At 65.5% G+C, this 15,835-nt stretch carries 11 protein-coding genes and 4 tRNA genes; 9 read left to right on the top strand and 6 right to left on the bottom strand.

Annotated elements, in window-relative coordinates:
• Window positions 1-110: 110 nt before the first annotated feature.
• Window positions 111-1,892, top strand: coding sequence for a thiamine pyrophosphate-requiring protein (locus ACIA8C_RS18460; protein WP_397136075.1), 1,782 nt, complete (start codon window positions 111-113; stop codon window positions 1,890-1,892).
• Window positions 1,893-1,984: 92 nt separating this feature from the next.
• The gene (locus ACIA8C_RS18465) at window positions 1,985-2,482 is read left to right on the top strand and encodes an STAS/SEC14 domain-containing protein (protein ID WP_397136077.1); all 498 of its coding nucleotides are present in this window, start codon (window positions 1,985-1,987) and stop codon (window positions 2,480-2,482) included.
• Here the strand turns inward: ACIA8C_RS18465 and ACIA8C_RS18470 are convergent.
• On the bottom strand, window positions 2,479-5,412 hold the full coding sequence (locus tag ACIA8C_RS18470; protein WP_397136079.1) for an FAD-binding and (Fe-S)-binding domain-containing protein: 2,934 nt from the start codon (window positions 5,410-5,412) through the stop codon (window positions 2,479-2,481). The two genes, ACIA8C_RS18465 and ACIA8C_RS18470, sit on opposite strands and share 4 nt — an antisense overlap.
• Window positions 5,413-5,889: 477 nt before the next feature.
• Window positions 5,890-5,964, bottom strand: a tRNA-Val gene (locus ACIA8C_RS18475).
• A gap of 345 nt (window positions 5,965-6,309) precedes the next feature.
• Here ACIA8C_RS18475 and ACIA8C_RS18480 point away from each other — a divergent pair.
• From ACIA8C_RS18480 to ACIA8C_RS18495, 4 genes are all read left to right on the top strand, one after another.
• Window positions 6,310-6,381 (top strand) — tRNA-Gly (locus ACIA8C_RS18480).
• A gap of 46 nt (window positions 6,382-6,427) precedes the next feature.
• A tRNA-Cys gene (locus ACIA8C_RS18485) sits at window positions 6,428-6,498 on the top strand.
• Between the two features lies 1 nt (window position 6,499).
• Window positions 6,500-6,574, top strand: a tRNA-Val gene (locus ACIA8C_RS18490).
• A 192-nt stretch (window positions 6,575-6,766) separates the two neighbouring features.
• Window positions 6,767-7,090: a hypothetical protein gene (locus ACIA8C_RS18495; RefSeq protein WP_397136082.1), complete on the top strand. Its 324-nt coding sequence runs from the start codon at window positions 6,767-6,769 to the stop codon at window positions 7,088-7,090.
• A gap of 4 nt (window positions 7,091-7,094) precedes the next feature.
• On the opposite strand, the gene gyrB is transcribed toward ACIA8C_RS18495, so the two are convergent.
• Together gyrB and ACIA8C_RS18505 are read right to left on the bottom strand one after the other, a co-directional pair.
• Window positions 7,095-9,086, bottom strand: coding sequence for a DNA topoisomerase (ATP-hydrolyzing) subunit B (gene gyrB, locus ACIA8C_RS18500; protein ID WP_397136084.1), 1,992 nt, complete (start codon window positions 9,084-9,086; stop codon window positions 7,095-7,097).
• Window positions 9,087-9,585: 499 nt separating this feature from the next.
• Window positions 9,586-10,350 carry a glucose 1-dehydrogenase gene (locus ACIA8C_RS18505; RefSeq protein WP_397136087.1) on the bottom strand — a complete coding sequence of 255 codons (765 nt, stop codon included), beginning with the start codon at window positions 10,348-10,350 and terminating at the stop codon, window positions 9,586-9,588.
• Between the two features lie 90 nt (window positions 10,351-10,440).
• Here ACIA8C_RS18505 and ACIA8C_RS18510 point away from each other — a divergent pair, with 90 nt between their 5' ends.
• Window positions 10,441-10,773, top strand: coding sequence for an ArsR/SmtB family transcription factor (locus ACIA8C_RS18510; RefSeq protein ID WP_397136564.1), 333 nt, complete (start codon window positions 10,441-10,443; stop codon window positions 10,771-10,773).
• A gap of 252 nt (window positions 10,774-11,025) precedes the next feature.
• Entirely contained in the window at window positions 11,026-12,246 is a 1,221-nt protein-coding gene (locus ACIA8C_RS18515) for a sigma factor-like helix-turn-helix DNA-binding protein (RefSeq protein ID WP_397136089.1), read from the top strand.
• Here the strand turns inward: ACIA8C_RS18515 and ACIA8C_RS18520 are convergent.
• The gene (locus ACIA8C_RS18520; protein ID WP_396998645.1) at window positions 12,212-13,159 is read right to left on the bottom strand and encodes a hypothetical protein; all 948 of its coding nucleotides are present in this window, start codon (window positions 13,157-13,159) and stop codon (window positions 12,212-12,214) included. The two genes, ACIA8C_RS18515 and ACIA8C_RS18520, sit on opposite strands and share 35 nt — an antisense overlap.
• 597 nt (window positions 13,160-13,756) lie before the next feature.
• On the opposite strand from ACIA8C_RS18520, the gene ACIA8C_RS18525 reads away from it, so the two are divergent.
• Window positions 13,757-14,866, top strand: a complete 1,110-nt coding sequence (locus ACIA8C_RS18525) for a hypothetical protein (protein ID WP_397136091.1) — start codon at window positions 13,757-13,759, stop codon at window positions 14,864-14,866.
• Here ACIA8C_RS18525 and ACIA8C_RS18530 read toward each other — a convergent pair.
• Window positions 14,859-15,803 (bottom strand): LysR family transcriptional regulator, encoded by a 945-nt coding sequence (locus ACIA8C_RS18530; RefSeq protein WP_397136093.1) that lies wholly within the window; start codon window positions 15,801-15,803, stop codon window positions 14,859-14,861. The genes ACIA8C_RS18525 and ACIA8C_RS18530 overlap by 8 nt on opposite strands.
• Window positions 15,804-15,835 lie beyond the last annotated feature (32 nt).

Raw genomic sequence — 15,835 nt, forward strand, 5'->3', positions numbered from 1 at the left:
ACGTCCTTCAGTATTTCGGGCTGATCGAACCGCGCGGCGCTGGCGCGATTGAGCGCGAGATCTGGGGGTAGGACGCGGACGTCGAAGTTTCAGTCTGATCGGAGGAATCGATGGCGAAAACGGTTGGCGACTACGTACTGCAACGATTGCGGGAATGGGGTGTCGAACAGGTCTTCGGCTATCCCGGCGACGGCATCAACGGACTGGTCGCCGCCTTCGGGCGCGCGGACAATCAGCCGCGCTTCGTGCAGGCCCGCCACGAGGAGATGGCCGCCTTCGAGGCGACCGGTTACGCCAAGTTCAGCGGCAAGGTCGGTGTGTGTACCGCGACCTCGGGCCCGGGCGCGATTCATCTGCTCAATGGTCTCTACGACGCCAAACTCGACCACGTCCCGGTGGTGGCCATCGTCGGCCAGACCGCCCGCAGTGCGATGGGCGGCAGCTACCAGCAGGAGGTCGACCTGCAAACGCTGTACAAGGATGTGGCCTCGGATTACCTGGTCGAGGTGAACGTCCCCAGCCAGCTGCCCAACGCTCTCGACCGCGCCTTCCGCACGGCGATGACGCGGCATGCGCCGACCGCGGTGATCATCCCCTCAGACCTGCAGGAGGAGAACTACCAGCCACCGCAGCATGCCTTCAAAGAGGTGCCATCGAGCCCACCCGGCCTACTGCCATCCACCACGACGCCACCGACCGAGGAGATCCAGCGCGCGGCAGAGGTGCTCAACGCGGGCAGCAAGGTCGCGATCTTGATCGGCCAGGGCGCCCGCGAGGCGGCCGAGGAAGTTGTGCAGGTGGCCGAGCTCACCGGCGCAGGCGTGGCGAAGGCGTTGCTGGGCAAGGACGTGCTGCCCGATGATCTGCCGTTCGTCACCGGCCCCATCGGCCTGCTCGGCAGCCGGCCGAGCTATGAAATGATGCGCGACTGCGACACTTTGCTCATCGTGGGCTCGAATTTTCCCTACGCTCAGTTCCTTCCGGAGTTCGGGCAGGCGCGCGCGGTCCAGATCGATCTGGACGGCGCCATGATCGGCATGCGCTACCCCACCGAGGTCAACCTGATCGGTAACTCCAAAGATGTTCTTCAGCAGATGATTCCGCTGCTGCGGCGCAAGGATGACCGGTCCTGGCGGAATACCGTGGAGAAGCATATCGAGCACTGGTGGCAGACCATCGAGCACCAATCCATGCTCGAGGCCAAGCCGGTGAACCCCATGCGGGTGGCCTGGGAGCTGTCCAAGCAGATCCCCGAAAACGCCATTGTGACAGCCGATTCCGGCTCCGCGGCCAACTGGTATGCCCGATGCCTGCGCTTCCGCGGGCAGATCCGCGGCTCACTGTCGGGCACGCTGGCCACCATGGGCCCCGGCGTTCCATATGCGATCGGCGCGAAGTTCGCCCACCCGAACCGTCCCGCCATCGCGCTCGTCGGTGACGGCGCGATGCAAATGAACGGCCTGGCCGAACTGATGACCATCGCCCGCTACCATCGGCTGTGGTCGGACCCACGATTGGTAGTGTGTGTACTGCACAACAACGACCTCAATCAGGTCACCTGGGAACTGCGCGCCATGGGCGGAGCACCGAAATTCGAAGAATCCCAGTCACTTCCCGATATCTCCTACGCTGACATCGCCCGCTGCTTCGGCCTGCACGCCATCGCCGTCGACGATCCGGACCAACTGGCCGACGCCTGGCGTGAAGCCCTGTCCGCCGACCGTCCCACCGTGCTCGACGTGCGCACCGACCCAGAGGTCCCGCCCATCCCGCCCCATGCCACCTACGAACAGATCAAGGAAATGAGCATGGCGATCCTGCGCGGCGAGCCCGACGCCTGGCACCTCATGCTGCAGGGCGCCAAGACCAAGGCCCAGGAATTCCGGCCATAAGCGGGTAACGGTCGCGCTAACTGACGCCATTCCGGCCCGGAACGTAGCATTTTCGGCAAGGGTGGTGCTCAGGTAGCAAGGAGGCCATAGTCGTGCTCGAGCAGCTCACCGACGTACCGTCCGGAGTGCAGGGGTTGCGTGCGATAGGTACGGTATCCAAACGCGACTACGACAATGCCTTCGCACCACTGGTCGAGGACGCATGGCAGGCCGGGGACCGGATGCGGCTGCTGTATGAATTCGGCCCGCAGTTCGATCGCCTGACACCCGCGGCGCTCGTGGCCGACGCTGGACTCGGCGCACGCTATCTGCGACTGCTCGATGGCTGTGCCGTCGTCAGTGACCGGGCTTGGCTGCGCGACTCGACAAGCCGGATCGGCGCCCAAATGCCGTGCCCAGTACGGGTATTCACCGTCGCCCAACACGACGAGGCGCTGGCCTGGCTAGCTTCGCTGCCCGCACGCACTGTCCCGTCACATCGCGATATTGCCGCAGCCTATCTTGGCGGAACAGTCGCAGCGATCTGCTGGTTCGTGAGCGCCTGCACGGCACGTCTGCACAGGTCGCCAAGGTTCAAGGGTCCCCGTTAACTCGTAGCATCGGGATCGGCCGGTGTCCGCGCCCCGGCAGCATCCAATCCGGCGGCGAGCAGCTGGGCCAGGTGGATCGGCTGGGTGCCCGGGGCGAGCTGGCGGACCTGGGTGCGGCAGCTGAAGCCGTCGGCCAGGACCTGGGCGCCGGTGTCGCGCTGCCGGATGGCGGGCAGCAGTTTGTCTTCCGCGCACGCGACCGAGACATCGTAGTGTCCGTCCTCGAAGCCGAAATTGCCTGCCAGACCACAACATCCGGCGTCGAGCACGTCGACATCGGCCCCGGTGGACTTCAGTAGCTCTTGGTCGGTGGCGTAGTGCAGGATCGCGTGATGGTGGCAATGCGGTTGCGCCATCACCTTGGCGTCGAGCTTCGGTGGCTGCCATCCGTCGGCTCGTTTGCTCAGCAGTTCGGCCAGCGTGTAAGTCTGCTCGGCGAGCCGTTGGGCGTCCTCGTCGCCGTAGAGCAGTTGCGGTAGATCGGAACGGAACACCGCAGCGCAACTGGGTTCCAGCACCACCAACGGTGTGCCTGCTCGCAGGTAAGGCTGCAGTATGCGCAGGGTCCGCCGCAGCGCACGCTGCGCGGTGGCCAGCTGCCCGGTCGAAATCCACGTCAGCCCACAGCACACGGCCTGTGCCGGGACCCGCACGTCGAAACCGGCGTCTTCGAGCACCGCCACCGCGGCGTGCGCGATATCGGGTTCGAAGTTATTGGTGAAGGTGTCCGGCCAGAGTACGACCTGGCCGCGTGCACCAGGGCTGGCACGGCGTTGTTTGCGGAATGCTTTCTGAAAGCGGGTCTTGGCGAAGCGCGGCAAGTCTCGTTTCTCGGCGAGACCGCCGGCCCGTTTGAGTACCCGGCCGATGCCCGGAGCCTGGGTCACCCCGTTGGCCAGGGCACTCATGCTGGTGGCCAGGCGCGCCCAAAGCGGGATCCAGCCCATCGAGTAGTGCGCCATGGGACGCAAGCGCTTGTCGTAGTAATGCGAGAGGAATTCGGCCTTATAGGTGGCCATATCGACATTGACCGGGCAATCGCTGCGGCACCCTTTGCACGCCAGGCACAAATCCAGCGCATCGCGCACCTCGTCCGAGCGCCACCCGTCGGTGACGACCTCCCCCTCGAGCATCTCGAACAACAGGCGCGCGCGCCCGCGCGTCGAGTGCTCTTCTTCCCGGGTGGCCCGATAACTCGGGCACATCACGCCCGTCTCGTCACCACGGCATTTGCCTACGCCCACACAGCGAGCCGCCGCCTTGCTGAATCGGTGGTCGTCCTCGGGAAACGCGAAATAGGTCTTGGGCTCCGTCGGCCGGTAGTCGGTGCCGAGGCGAAGATCTTGGGTCGGCTGCTTGGGCCGCACGATATCGCCCGGATTCATCCGGTCTTCGGGGTCGAACAGCGCCTTCAATTCGGCGAACGCCTCGATCACCCGGTCTCCGAACATAATCGGAAGCAGCGCGCTGCGGGATTGGCCATCTCCGTGCTCACCGGATAGCGAGCCACCGTAGCTCACCACCAATTGCGCCGAGTCGTCGATGAACTCGCGGTAGCGAGCGATGCCCTCGGCCGTGCGCAGATCGAACGGAATCCGCGTGTGCACGCAACCCTGGCCGAAATGCCCGTACAGCGAGGCCGATCCGTACCCGTATCTGCGCAACAATTCGTCGAAATCGCGCAGGTAGTCGCCGAGCCGGTCCGGTGGCACGGCCGCGTCCTCCCAGCCCTCATGGGTTTCCGGGCCGTCCGGCGGGTAGGCGGTGGCACCAAGACCTGCCTCACGCGCTGCCCAAATCTCCTTTTGGCGACGCGGGTCATCGAGCAGTGTCGTGGTGGCGCCGGTACGGTCGTACAGTTCGTCCATCATCGCGTGCGCCTTGCGGTCGGCGTCGTCCTGGTCGGCGCCGTCGAATTGCACCATCAGCCAGCCGTTTCCATCAGGCAGCTGACGGATCGCCTGCTCGGCCAGATGGCGGCTGTGCTCGAGCGCGACGAGCCGGTCGTCCAGGCCCTCCAAGGCTTTCGGATTGTGCCGCAAGACTTCCGGCACCGCGTCGGCGGCCGCGTAGACATTCTGGAACCCGAGCACCGCCAAAGCGACCGCTTTCGGACGCGGCACCAATTCGAGCTCGGCCCGCAGCACCGTCACCAGCGTGCACTCGCTCCCGACGAGCAGCTTGGCCAAGTGGAAGCCGTTCTCCGGCAACAGCGAATCCAGGTTGTAGCCCGACACCCGGCGTGGAATGTCGGGGTACCGCTTGCGGATGTCGTCGGCGTAGCGATCACGGATGCCGCGCAGGCCTTCGACGATCTCGCCCAGCCGGCCGCCCTCGCCGATGATCGCCTCGGCCTGCTCGTCGCCGGTCTGTCCGACCCAGGTCCGCAGACCGTCGTAGGTGAGGATTTCCAGGCGCCGGACCGAGTCGACCATCTTGCCGTACGCCTGGGCGGTGGCCCCGCACGAATTGTTGCCGAGCATGCCGCCGATCGTGCAGGATACGTGCGTCGATGGCCGAGGACCGACCTGTAGTCCGTACGCCGCCAGTTGATCGTTCAGCGGATCCAGGGCGATCCCCGGCTCCACCACCGCGGTCCGTGCCTGCGCGTCGACGGAGAGGAGCCGGTGACAGTACTTGCTCCAGTCGAGCACCACCGCGACATTGCAGCATTGGCCCGCCAAGCTCGTCCCGCCGCCCCGCGACAGCACAGGGACACCGTGCTCTCGGCAAACCTCGATCGCGGCCACGGCGTCCTCGGGCGTCCGCGGTAGCACGACACCGATCGGCACCCGCCGATAATTCGACCCGTCGGTCGAATACGCCGCCCGAGAACCGGCATCGAACCGCACCTCCCCTTGGACCACTGCCCGCAGATCCTGTGCCAGCTGCGCATATCCCTGCACCGAGGGCATTCCGAGCTCCGTCATGTGTCGACTCACCTTCTCCGTCAGTACCGACCAACTCGCTTCGTCATGCCACGTATCGCGTCGACCATGCACGTCTCTCGCGTTCGTTCTCTCGATCTCCCGCAGGCCGCCGCGACGAAACCCGCAATATGGCCTCCTTGATGCCTCGCCGGATCAGCCACACATCCGAGGAACTCGCTATCGGCATTAGTGTGCTCCGGCATGCGCTGGACCTCATCGCCGATCCATACACCCTCTACCACGATGCCGGCCACGAGGTGCGTCGGCTGCTGAACGAGACGTTCTACCGATGCTTCTACGTCGATGATCTGGAAGACACACAGCCCGCCGTAATGGGCGAGAAGACCCAAGTATTCGCTGATTTCCACGAGGCGGCCCGAACCTGCCACCGACCTCAGGCGAGGCCGAGGTCGAAGCACACCCAGAAACAACGAAACACCGACCGACGAGCGGACGGTGTTTCGAATAAGCCCTCTATGGTGGTCCCAGCTGGTTTCGAACCAGCGACCTTCCGCGTGTGAGGCGGACGCTCTCCCGCTGAGCTATGGGACCTGAACTCATGCCACATGGTGGCGGGCCGGAGGGCGTGGGAAGCACCTTCCGAACGAGATGGAACATTAGCATGCGGCACCGGCGGTTCACCAAATCGCCACCCGGCCAGGGGCGGAACGTGCTGGGCGGCAGTTCGTCTCGGTGAGGTCGTGACTGGGCCCACTCGCCCGGTCTCGGCAGTCACATCGGGCGGCTGAATCCTCCCAAACCACATCGGCCACCTCCGCCACTCTGGCAACCTTGCCGATTTCCCCCGTTCTACCAGCGGATTTGTAGCTTTCACCGGGCGTCCGCTAATGTTCTGTCTCGCACCACGGAGGCCAGAACGGTCACCGAGATGCACATGCGGATGTAGCGCAGTGGTAGCGCATCACCTTGCCAAGGTGAGGGTCGCGGGTTCGAATCCCGTCATCCGCTCGAAGAGGTAGGGCCAGGCAATTAGTTTAGCCGTCCCCCTTCGCACGGTGGAGTGGCCGAGTGGTGAGGCAACGGCCTGCAAAGCCGTGCACACGGGTTCGATTCCCGTCTCCACCTCGCGCGATTAGCTCAGCGGGAGAGCGCTTCCCTGACACGGAAGAGGTCACTGGTTCAATCCCAGTATCGCGCACCACCGTAGTACCAGGTCAGGCCCCCTTTCGAGGGGGCCTTTCTTGTTTGTGCCAAATCCGTGCCAGATCACCGCTTCCATCCAGGTGGTCGGATTCGCGTCGTCTCACCGCACCGATGAGCCTTCGCAGGTGCCGCCGAGGCCCCGGCCTGCGCTCGAATCTGTTGGAAAGGCGGGATCGAGGAGACTGGGATAATGGCACCGCGCGAGTTGGACGCCCGGCCCCAGTGGCGATGGACTGGGGACTCGCACTTTCTGGTCGCCGCGCTAGTGGCGGGGCACTGGTGGGTGTTGCGGATGAACGGTTTTCCCGATCATGCGCTGTGGACGTTGTTCGTCGATGGGGTGGTGCGGTTCGATATCGATGATCTGCCGTCTACTTGGGGACGGCCGCTCGATCGGTCCGCTCCGACGCTGGAGTCCGGTATTGCGGAGGAGATATTGGCGCCCATCGCGGGTTTCGTGGCGTATGGCAGTGAAGTGGGACGGCCCTGCGATGACCCGTTCTGCTGCGGTTGACGGGTCAGACGTCTAGGAAGCGGACGTCTTTGGCGTTGTGGGTGATGAAGGTGCGGCGGGCTTCTACGTCTTCGCCCATCAGGATGCTGAAGAGTTCGTCGGCTGCGGCGGCGTCGTCCAAGGTCACTTGGCGTAGCACGCGGACCGAAGGGTCCATGGTGGTTTCCCAGAGTTCTTTGGGGTTCATTTCGCCGAGGCCTTTGTAGCGTTGGACGCCGTCGTCGCGGTTGATTTTCTTGCCTGCGGCCAGGCCTTCGGCGAGCAGGGCGTCGCGTTCGCGGTCGGAGTAGGCGAAGTCGGGATCGCTGCGCTGCCACTTGAGTTTGTAGAGGGGCGGCTGGGCCAGGTACACGTGCCCGTTTTCGATGAGGGGGCGCATGAATCGGAAGAGCAGCGTCAACAGCAGCGTCGCGATGTGCTGGCCGTCGACGTCGGCGTCGGCCATCAGGACGATCTTGTGATAGCGCAGTTTGGCGATGTCGAACTCTTCGTGGATGCCGGTGCCGAAGGCGGTGATGATCGCCTGGACTTCGGTGTTCTTCAAAACCCGGTCGATGCGGGCCTTTTCGACGTTGATGATCTTTCCGCGCAGCGGCAGGATCGCTTGGTACATCGAGTCGCGGCCGGATTTGGCCGAGCCGCCGGCGGAATCACCCTCGACGATGTAGATCTCGGACTTGCGTGGCTCTTTGGAGCGGCAGTCGGCCAGCTTGCCGGGCAGCCCACCGAGGTCGTTGACGCTCTTGCGGCGGACGAGCTCGCGGGCTTTGCGGGCGGCGGTGCGCGCCTGCGCGGACGAGACAGCCTTGGTGACAATGGTTTTGGCGTCGGCGGGGTTGGCTTCCAGCCAGTGTGCGAGATGCTCGTTGCAGGTTCGCTGCACGAATGACCTGACCTCGGTGTTGCCCAGCTTGATCTTGGTCTGGGCTTCGAATTGCGGTTCGGCGAGTCGCACGCTCACGATGGCGGTGAGGCCCTCGCGGATGTCGTCGCCGGTGAGGTTGCTGTCTTTCTCCTTGAGCAGCTTCTTGTCTCTGGCGTACTTGTTGACCACCGAGGTCAAGGCCGCGCGAAAGCCCTCTTCGTGGGTGCCGCCGTCATGGGTGTTGATGGTGTTGGCGAAGCTGTGCACCGACTCGGAATAGCCCGCGTTCCACTGCATGGCGACCTCGAGGTCGTGGCCGGGGCCCGCGCCGGTGAACGAGACGACTGCGTGGTGGATCGGCTGCTTGGTCCGATTGAGGTGGCGCACAAAGTCTTCCAGGCCACCCGGGTAGTGGTAGGTACGTGTCCGGGCGTCGGGCTGCGCCTCCTCGGCGACCGCATCGGCGGCGGCCCGCTCATCGGTGAGGACGATGGTCAGGCCCTTGTTCAGGAACGCCATCTCCTGCATGCGACGAGCGACGGTCTCGAAGTTGAACGTGGTCGTCTCGAAGATTTCCGGATCCGGCCAGAACCGCGTGGTGTTGCCGGTGCGCGCGGTCGGCGCACCGCGGACCAGCTCTTCCGGCTTGGCGCGCAGATAGTTCTGGGTCCAGTGATAGCCGTCGCGGTCGATCTCCAACTCGATCCGGGTCGACAGCGCGTTCACCACCGATAACCCGACGCCGTGCAGACCGCCGGCCACCGCATAGGTGTCGGAGTCGAACTTGCCTCCTGCGTGCAGTTGGGTCATGACGACTTCGACCGTCGGTATCCCCGTCTCGTGCATCTCGACCGGAATGCCGCGGCCGTCGTCGGCCACCTCGACGCCGCCGTCGGCCAGCAGCGTGACGTCGATCCGGGTGGCATATCCGGCCATCGCCTCATCGACCGAGTTGTCGACAATTTCCCGGACCAGGTGGTGCAGGCCGCGCTCGTTGGTGGAGCCGATGTACATGCTCGGACGCTTACGGACTGCCTCGAGGCCCTCGAGGATCGTGATGGACGCCGCGTCGTAGTCCTGCTTGGACGTCTTGTTCCTCGAACCGGTCGAGGCGGAATTTCTGGTAGCCACTGGTCGGTAGACCTCCCCACTTGTTGATCTCCGACGCAGCGGAGAGCGCACACAAAAGGCCCAGGGGGGTGTTGCCGAGAAGTACGGGTCCTCGCGCGTGCTGCGCGCTACGCGCCGAAGGGTTCGCCGCTAGTTACCTTTCCATCATAGCCATAAGCGGTCTACGCATGTCCATTTGACACGGCCAGTCTCTTCGCAGATCCATCAGAACTGGCTCAGTCGATCCCCCCTATTCGAACTTCACTACCAGACGCTCTACGGGCGCGCTAGACACCAAAGGGGGGAATCTGCTGATTCGACGAACAACAGCCATACATGACGCGTCATCAAATACAGCAGGGCCTAGGACAGCGGCACCAGAAACCGGCGGACATAGAGCCCGCCAGATCCAAGTGTTGGCGACGTTCAGCCCCGAAAAGCCATCGCCCTCTACCGACGATCGCGCAGATCGTCGACAGCGGGCGAATATGCCTATGACAGCTCGAGATCGAACGCGTGCCTAGATCATGGCCGCGGGGGTGGCGGAGACCAGTCCTCCATCGATGAGCAGGTCGTGACCGTTGATGTAGGCTCCCTCATCCGAGGCCAGGAACGCGACCGCGGCCGCGACCTCTTCGGACGTGCCGATGCGGCCCGCGGCCACCATGGCGGCGGCGGCCTCCTTGATCTCCGCCGACGCTTCGGCCTCCAACGCCGGTGTCGCCGTATAACCCGGACTCACGGAGTTGACCCGAATTCGCCTGGGGGCCAGTTCAGCCGCCAACGTACGGGCCAGATTGTGCACGGCCGCTTTGGTTGCCGAGTAGAGGGCGGCGCCGGGACTACCCCGGTGCAGCGCGAACGACGCGTTGATCACGATCGCGCCGTGGTCGGCCAGCAGCGGCAGGGTCTTCTGGATGGTGAAGAACGCCGCTTTGAAGTTGATGTCCACCACTCGGTAGAACTCGTCCTCGGTCACGTCCGTAATCTGCTGGAACGCACCGATTCCCGCGTTCGCGAACACCACGTCCAGTCGCCCGAACCGGTCCTCGATGGCGGCCGTCAGCGCGTCGAGGTCGGCGAGGTTCGCGGCGTCGCCTGCCACCGCGAGCACCCGATCCGCATCGTCCAGCTCCTCGACCGCGGCCGCGAGACGACCTTTGTCGCGACCCGTGATGACCACCCGCGCACCCTCGTCGAGCAGGCGGCGCGCGGTCGCCAACCCCATGCCGCTGGTGCCGCCGGTGATGAGGGCGATCTTGTCGTCGAATCGGGAACTACGCATCTGGGGCGACCTTTCAAGACAGTTGAACTGTTCAAAGACTTACGTACAGTTCGACTGTTTGTCAACAATGGAGCTATCCTCGATCTCGTGATGACGGCACATCCCGAACGGGCACAGATCCAGTTGGCGAACGTGCTTTCCGCCGTGGGAAACCCCCTGCGACTGTGCATCGTTCGAGTGCTGGCCGACGGGGGTGAGCACACCTGCGGCTCGATCGTGGACGGCGTGCCCAAGTCGAACCTGACCCACCACTACCGGGTGCTGCGCGACGCGGGCATCATCTGGCAACGGGTATCCGGCCGCGAGACGCTGCAGTCGTTGCGCCGCGAAGACCTCGACGCCAGGTTCCCCGGACTGCTCGATTCGCTGATCGCCGCGGCACGCAGTGAAGCCGAGGACCCCATCGCCGTAGCTCAGACCTGACCGCTCGACCCGCCCCGGCAAAGGGCTGTCAGTGACACTGTCCACCGATTAGAAGACGCTAGGGTCACCGGTCGTCACTGACGGCGAGCAGAGCAAACCGAGCGTTGTCACGTATCCGATCGCCGGGTTGAGCACGCTGAGCAGCCGGGAGCCTGACACGTACCGACCCCCTGGCCGAGGTCGGTACGCCGGAATTGTCGGTGGTCGGCATTAGGCTGAGCCGCACAGGAAACCGAGCCAGGGGGTCACAGCGTGACGGCAAGCCAGCAGGTCGAGGCGCCCGACGGGACCGACCCCGAGCTACTCGATCTGCAGGACGATATTTCATTCGGGCTCGAGGAAGTCAACGAGCTGCTGGCCGAATTGATCGCGCTGCAGGCGGATCGCAAGGCCAAGGACGGGGAGATCCTGTCCTATCGGCTTGGCGTCACCGGTGCGCAACCCGAGACGCTGGCCAAGATCGGCGCGCGCTACGACCTGTCCCGCGACCGAATCCGGCAGCTGCACACCAAGGCCGTGGCTCAGCTGATTCGCAACGCCCAACTGAGCGGCCATCGGGCGGCGAGTGTGTTCGCCGAGCGCTATCCGATCGGCGCGCGCGACCAGCAGCTGGTCCGCGCGTTGCTGGTGGAGACCTACGCCACCGACACCGATATCGCGGCAAACGAGTTGTCGTACTTGAAGTTGCGGCTGGCCGGACACGCCTCCGAGGACGCCAAGCGGATCGCGGGATTCGTGACGCAGCGGATCGCGGCCTGGCAAAAGAAGACCAATCGGCGGCTTGCCAAACTACGCGACGCGGAACCGCGCGCGACGAGTCAGCTGAATCCGTGGCTGGGGCAAGTGGATTGGCCAGGATCCAAGACCCCGGACGCGCTACCGGTGACCTCCGCCCGCACCGTCGACAGCGACGACGACGGCCGCGGACACTTCTACCTGGACAAGGTCGGGCGCGATGTGCCGTTCGACTCCGGGTTGGCGGCGCGGCTGCTGTGGATCCTCAACGCAAGCGATCTCGTCGACTCATTCCAGGAGCAACCGGCCGCGGTCGGCTTCGACCTGAACGGCACGGAGCAACTCGGCTATCCGAGCATCGCCGCCCGGCTCACCGACGGCCGGGTCGTGCTGATCGATGTGCAACCGCTCGGACACGTTGCCTTCCACGTCAATCGAACGAAGGCCGCCGCGGGACGCGCCTACGCGCACGGCAAGGGGTGGGGCTGGCTGGTCTGGACCGGCAGCCTGCTCGGCCTCCCCGATCTGCTCGCCAGGAAGGTCGACGCGAACAGCGCGGCGAGGCTGGCCGAGATCGTCGAGCACGGACCGGCACCGTGGTCCGCCATCCGGCAGGTCCGCGACGAGACCGGCCTGGAGCTACTCGACTTCATCGCGCTGGTGTTGCGCAACGAATGGCGGTGGGACCGTGGCCCGTTCCGGCTCAGCGCACCACCATCGCGCCCGCAAGGAACGTGACGATCAGCATCATCGCGCAGCAGGTCACCAGCTGCCAGTGATTGATGGTCTGCTGCAGGTGCTTGATGGTGTTGCGCAGCGACGTGTCGAGCCGGTGATGGTCGTCGAGTTTGCGCCGCGCCTGCGCGAGTGAATCGGCCCGTTCCTGCGCCTCCTGCTCCGCCCGCTCCAGCCGAGTGGTGAGCTTCATCAGGTGTTTCTGCTTGTCGCGCACGGTTTTCCGGGACAGGGCCAGCGTCGTGCGCTGGTTGACCAGCTCCTGACGCTGCCGGGCGATGATCATCGCCTGCGTTTTCGTGTGGTGCTCCCAGTCGGCCACGGTGGCCCAACCTCCTGTCGTCACATCACGATATCCCCAGACGATGTCGCCGCTGACCCAGCCGTGGATGAAGTCGCGCAGCTCGAGTGGGTGCTTGCGCGGCGAAGCCACCGCGCTGTGCACGGTGTCCAGCACACCGGTCACCGTCTGGTAATCGCATGCGGGCGGGGCGAAATCGGCGACGCCGAGCGCGTGCAGATGATCGACCCAATAGCCCGGCGGGCACAGCCACAGCACGTCCTCGATGCCCGCCGCGCGCAACCGATCCGTATGTTCCTGCGCGAGAGAGCGTTCCAGCGCACCGCTGCGCACCTCGATGACGAACTCGCGGTCGCCCTTGCGCCAGTAAATGTCGACCGGCAGCCCATCCACCCGTCGATCCACCTCGGCCACGTCGGCGCCATATGCCAGCAACCGGCCGCACACCCAATATTTCAACCGCCGCATATCCCATTGCGCGGCGTCACATTCCGGACACTGACAGCCGTATCCGCCGGACAGCTTGCGGGCTCTGCCCGGACCGCCCGCTATACCCAACTCGGCGAGCATCGCCTGGCGACCGCAGGCGATCTCCGCCCGCTGCTTCGTTCTCACGCGACCACTCCCCTGCCCAAACCACCGCAGGTCTGGCGACCTACGCCATAGATCAAGAGTGCGTCAGACTCGCCGACCTCGCCAGTCCCCTTTACCCCGCGCCCGGGTGCGCCACATTGTCAGATTTCCGGTCGAACGCCTGGTGTAGGCTGCGGCACAAGGAATTTCGCCGTAGCAGGTGGCTCCAACGACACGCATATGTCGGTGGATTGACAGTAACCGCCATCCTGCGACGTCGCCGCGCCACGCGCCCATGCGCGCTGTCGCACGCACTTCGGACTGCCGTCGGAGCGAGAAAGCGCTTAGGCTACGTCGGGGTGCGCCTCGGCTGGTTGCCGATGGGAAGCAGATCTGTTCCGGACAAACCGGATCGCGTCGACCTCCGCCTGCACCGGCGCGGGACGGCCCGCCTACGCTGCTTCGATCAGATCCATGGGGCCGGTGTCAGAGCCGGTCCGCGAACCGACAACAGCGTCGGTACACGACCGAGCCGCGCGCGTGCGCGAGGCACGGTCGCGCACCGCGTATTTCCAACTGGACGGATAGAATCGTCCGGCCGAGTGCGAGCTGGGCCGATACGGGGAAGTGGGTTACTGGATGGAGCACGGCCAAGAGACCGGCGAGTCGATCGGCGCGATGCTGTCGAGCATCGCGGCGGTTCTGCGTGAGGTCAGCGACAAACTGGACGCCGTCGCGGCCCGGGTCGACGGTGTCGATGGGGTCAGCGTTGCCACCGTGGTTCCCGCTGATCGCAGCGTCGAGGCGCGCCTGGCCAAGCTCGAGGCGTGGGCTTTCCGTGCCGGGCAGGACATTTCAGGCATCGACGGGCGACTGGAGAAGGTCGAATCCGGCGGTGGCCCGTCGCATGCCGCGCCGGATGCCGAGCGCGCCGAGCGTCCCCTACCGCGCGCCGCGTCCCGCAGGAACTCCGCGACGGTCGAGCAGAGTGTTGCGCCGCAACGCGAATCCGTCTCCGCCGCGACCACTCCCACCGCGCGGGAAAGCATCGGCAACTCGCACGAGATCGCCAAGACCGTCCGCGACAACACCACGGCGGCCCGCGAGAACGCCGCGGCGACCAGGGAGAGCGTGTCCCGCCGCTACGAGGGCTCCCCCAGCCCACGCGACACGCCACCGGGACGCGACTCCGCGGCGCACGAGGCGAACTCGGTGCCGCAACGCAGTTTCAGCGCACCCGCGGCGCCCGAGCCGAGGCCGGCGCCGTCGCAGAACTTCACCGCACCCACGCCACGCGAACCCAGCCCGGCGCCATCGACGAACTTCACCGCACCCACGCCACGCGAACCGCTGCCCGTCCGTCAGTCCAGCTTCACCGCACCGCGCGAACCGGTCGCCTCGTCGTATCAGAACTTCACCAGCCCGCACGAGAATTCGTACGAGAGCATGATTCCCTCGGCGCCGGACAGCGGCGACTACAGCCGCGGTACGAACGGCACCGCCATCGAGACGAACGGCACCGCGCTGACCGGTGCGCACCGCGCCGACGAAGACCTGATCCCGGTCGACAACTCCCACGTCGACAAGCTGCAGGCGATGCTGGACGAGCTGAAGAAGACCGCGGCCGCCCCGCTCGGCCGCTCCGACGTCTTCGGACCGCCTGCGACAGACCTGAACTCGAACAGCTACCAGCCCGAGCGCAGCACCGAAACGCCGCGCGACTACCGATTGTCGAGTCCGCCTAAGTAGGGTCCACCGACCTGGTCAGGGTCTTCTCGATCAGCTCGCGCAGCCAGCGATGACCGCTGTCGGCGGTGTTGCGCGGATGCCAGGCCATGCCGATCGCGACCTCGGGCAGCGGTAGCGGAATCTCGAACGCGCACAACCCGAGCGGGGGCAGGGCCGAGCGGCTCAGCAACGCCGGTGCCGAGCAGATCAGGTCGCTGCCGGGCACCGCGAACAGCGCGGTGGTCAGATTCGGCACCGTGGCGACTACGCGGCGGGTGCGACCGTGCAATGCCAACCGGTCGTCGATCGGCCCACGCGCGTGGCCGTTGCGCGAAATGCTCAGGTGCGCGGCCGCCGCGAACCGCGCGACCGTCACCCGCTCGGTGACCAGCGGATGATCGGCGGCGGCGATCCCGATGACCCGGTCGCCGTACACTCGGCGCACCGTCGTCTCCGGATCGGCATGGTCGATCACCCCGACCTCGATATCGACCCGGCCGTCGCGCAGTGCCGCGGTGCCTTCGAGGTCCGGCAGGAAGCGCAGCGTCACGCCCGGCGCCTGCGCGCGCACGGCGGCCAGCAGCGGCGCGGCCAACTCGGTGAGCACCGCGTCCCCCGCCTGCACAGCGAAGTTCCGCTTCAGCACACCAGGATCGATCGCGCCCCGCGGCGTCAGCAAGGCCCGCCCCTGCTCGACCAGAGTGCCGACCTCGTAACGCAATTCCAGCGCCCGCGGCGTCGGCACCAGGTGGCGACCGGCCCGCACCAGCAGCGGATCACCGAGCACCCGACGCAGCTTGGCCAGCGTCCGGCTCATCGCCGGAGCCGAGGTACGCAGCCGTTCGGCCGCCCGGGTGACGCTGTTCGTTTCCAACAGCGCATCCAGCGCCACCAGCAGATTCATGTCCAGCGCCTCCACCCCAGGATTATCACCAGCGAAATGCAGCTTTACCAACATTGCGCTATTGATAACCCCCGGCGAGTCTCGAT

The sequence above is a fragment of the Nocardia sp. NPDC051321 genome, from assembly GCF_044455225.1.
GTDB lineage: Bacteria > Actinomycetota > Actinomycetes > Mycobacteriales > Mycobacteriaceae > Nocardia.

Bases quoted from the DNA above. Each gene is read 5' to 3' on its own strand.
- ACIA8C_RS18510 (WP_397136564.1), top strand. From the start codon at position 10,441: ATGACGGCACATCCCGAACGGGCACAGATCCAGTTGGCGAACGTGCTT.
- ACIA8C_RS18470 (WP_397136079.1), bottom strand. From the start codon at position 5,412: ATGACGGAGCTCGGAATGCCCTCGGTGCAGGGATATGCGCAGCTGGCA.
- ACIA8C_RS18505 (WP_397136087.1), bottom strand. From the start codon at position 10,350: ATGCGTAGTTCCCGATTCGACGACAAGATCGCCCTCATCACCGGCGGC.
- ACIA8C_RS18530 (WP_397136093.1), bottom strand. From the start codon at position 15,803: ATGTTGGTAAAGCTGCATTTCGCTGGTGATAATCCTGGGGTGGAGGCG.
- ACIA8C_RS18525 (WP_397136091.1), top strand. From the start codon at position 13,757: ATGGAGCACGGCCAAGAGACCGGCGAGTCGATCGGCGCGATGCTGTCG.
- ACIA8C_RS18495 (WP_397136082.1), top strand. From the start codon at position 6,767: ATGGCACCGCGCGAGTTGGACGCCCGGCCCCAGTGGCGATGGACTGGG.
- ACIA8C_RS18460 (WP_397136075.1), top strand. From the start codon at position 111: ATGGCGAAAACGGTTGGCGACTACGTACTGCAACGATTGCGGGAATGG.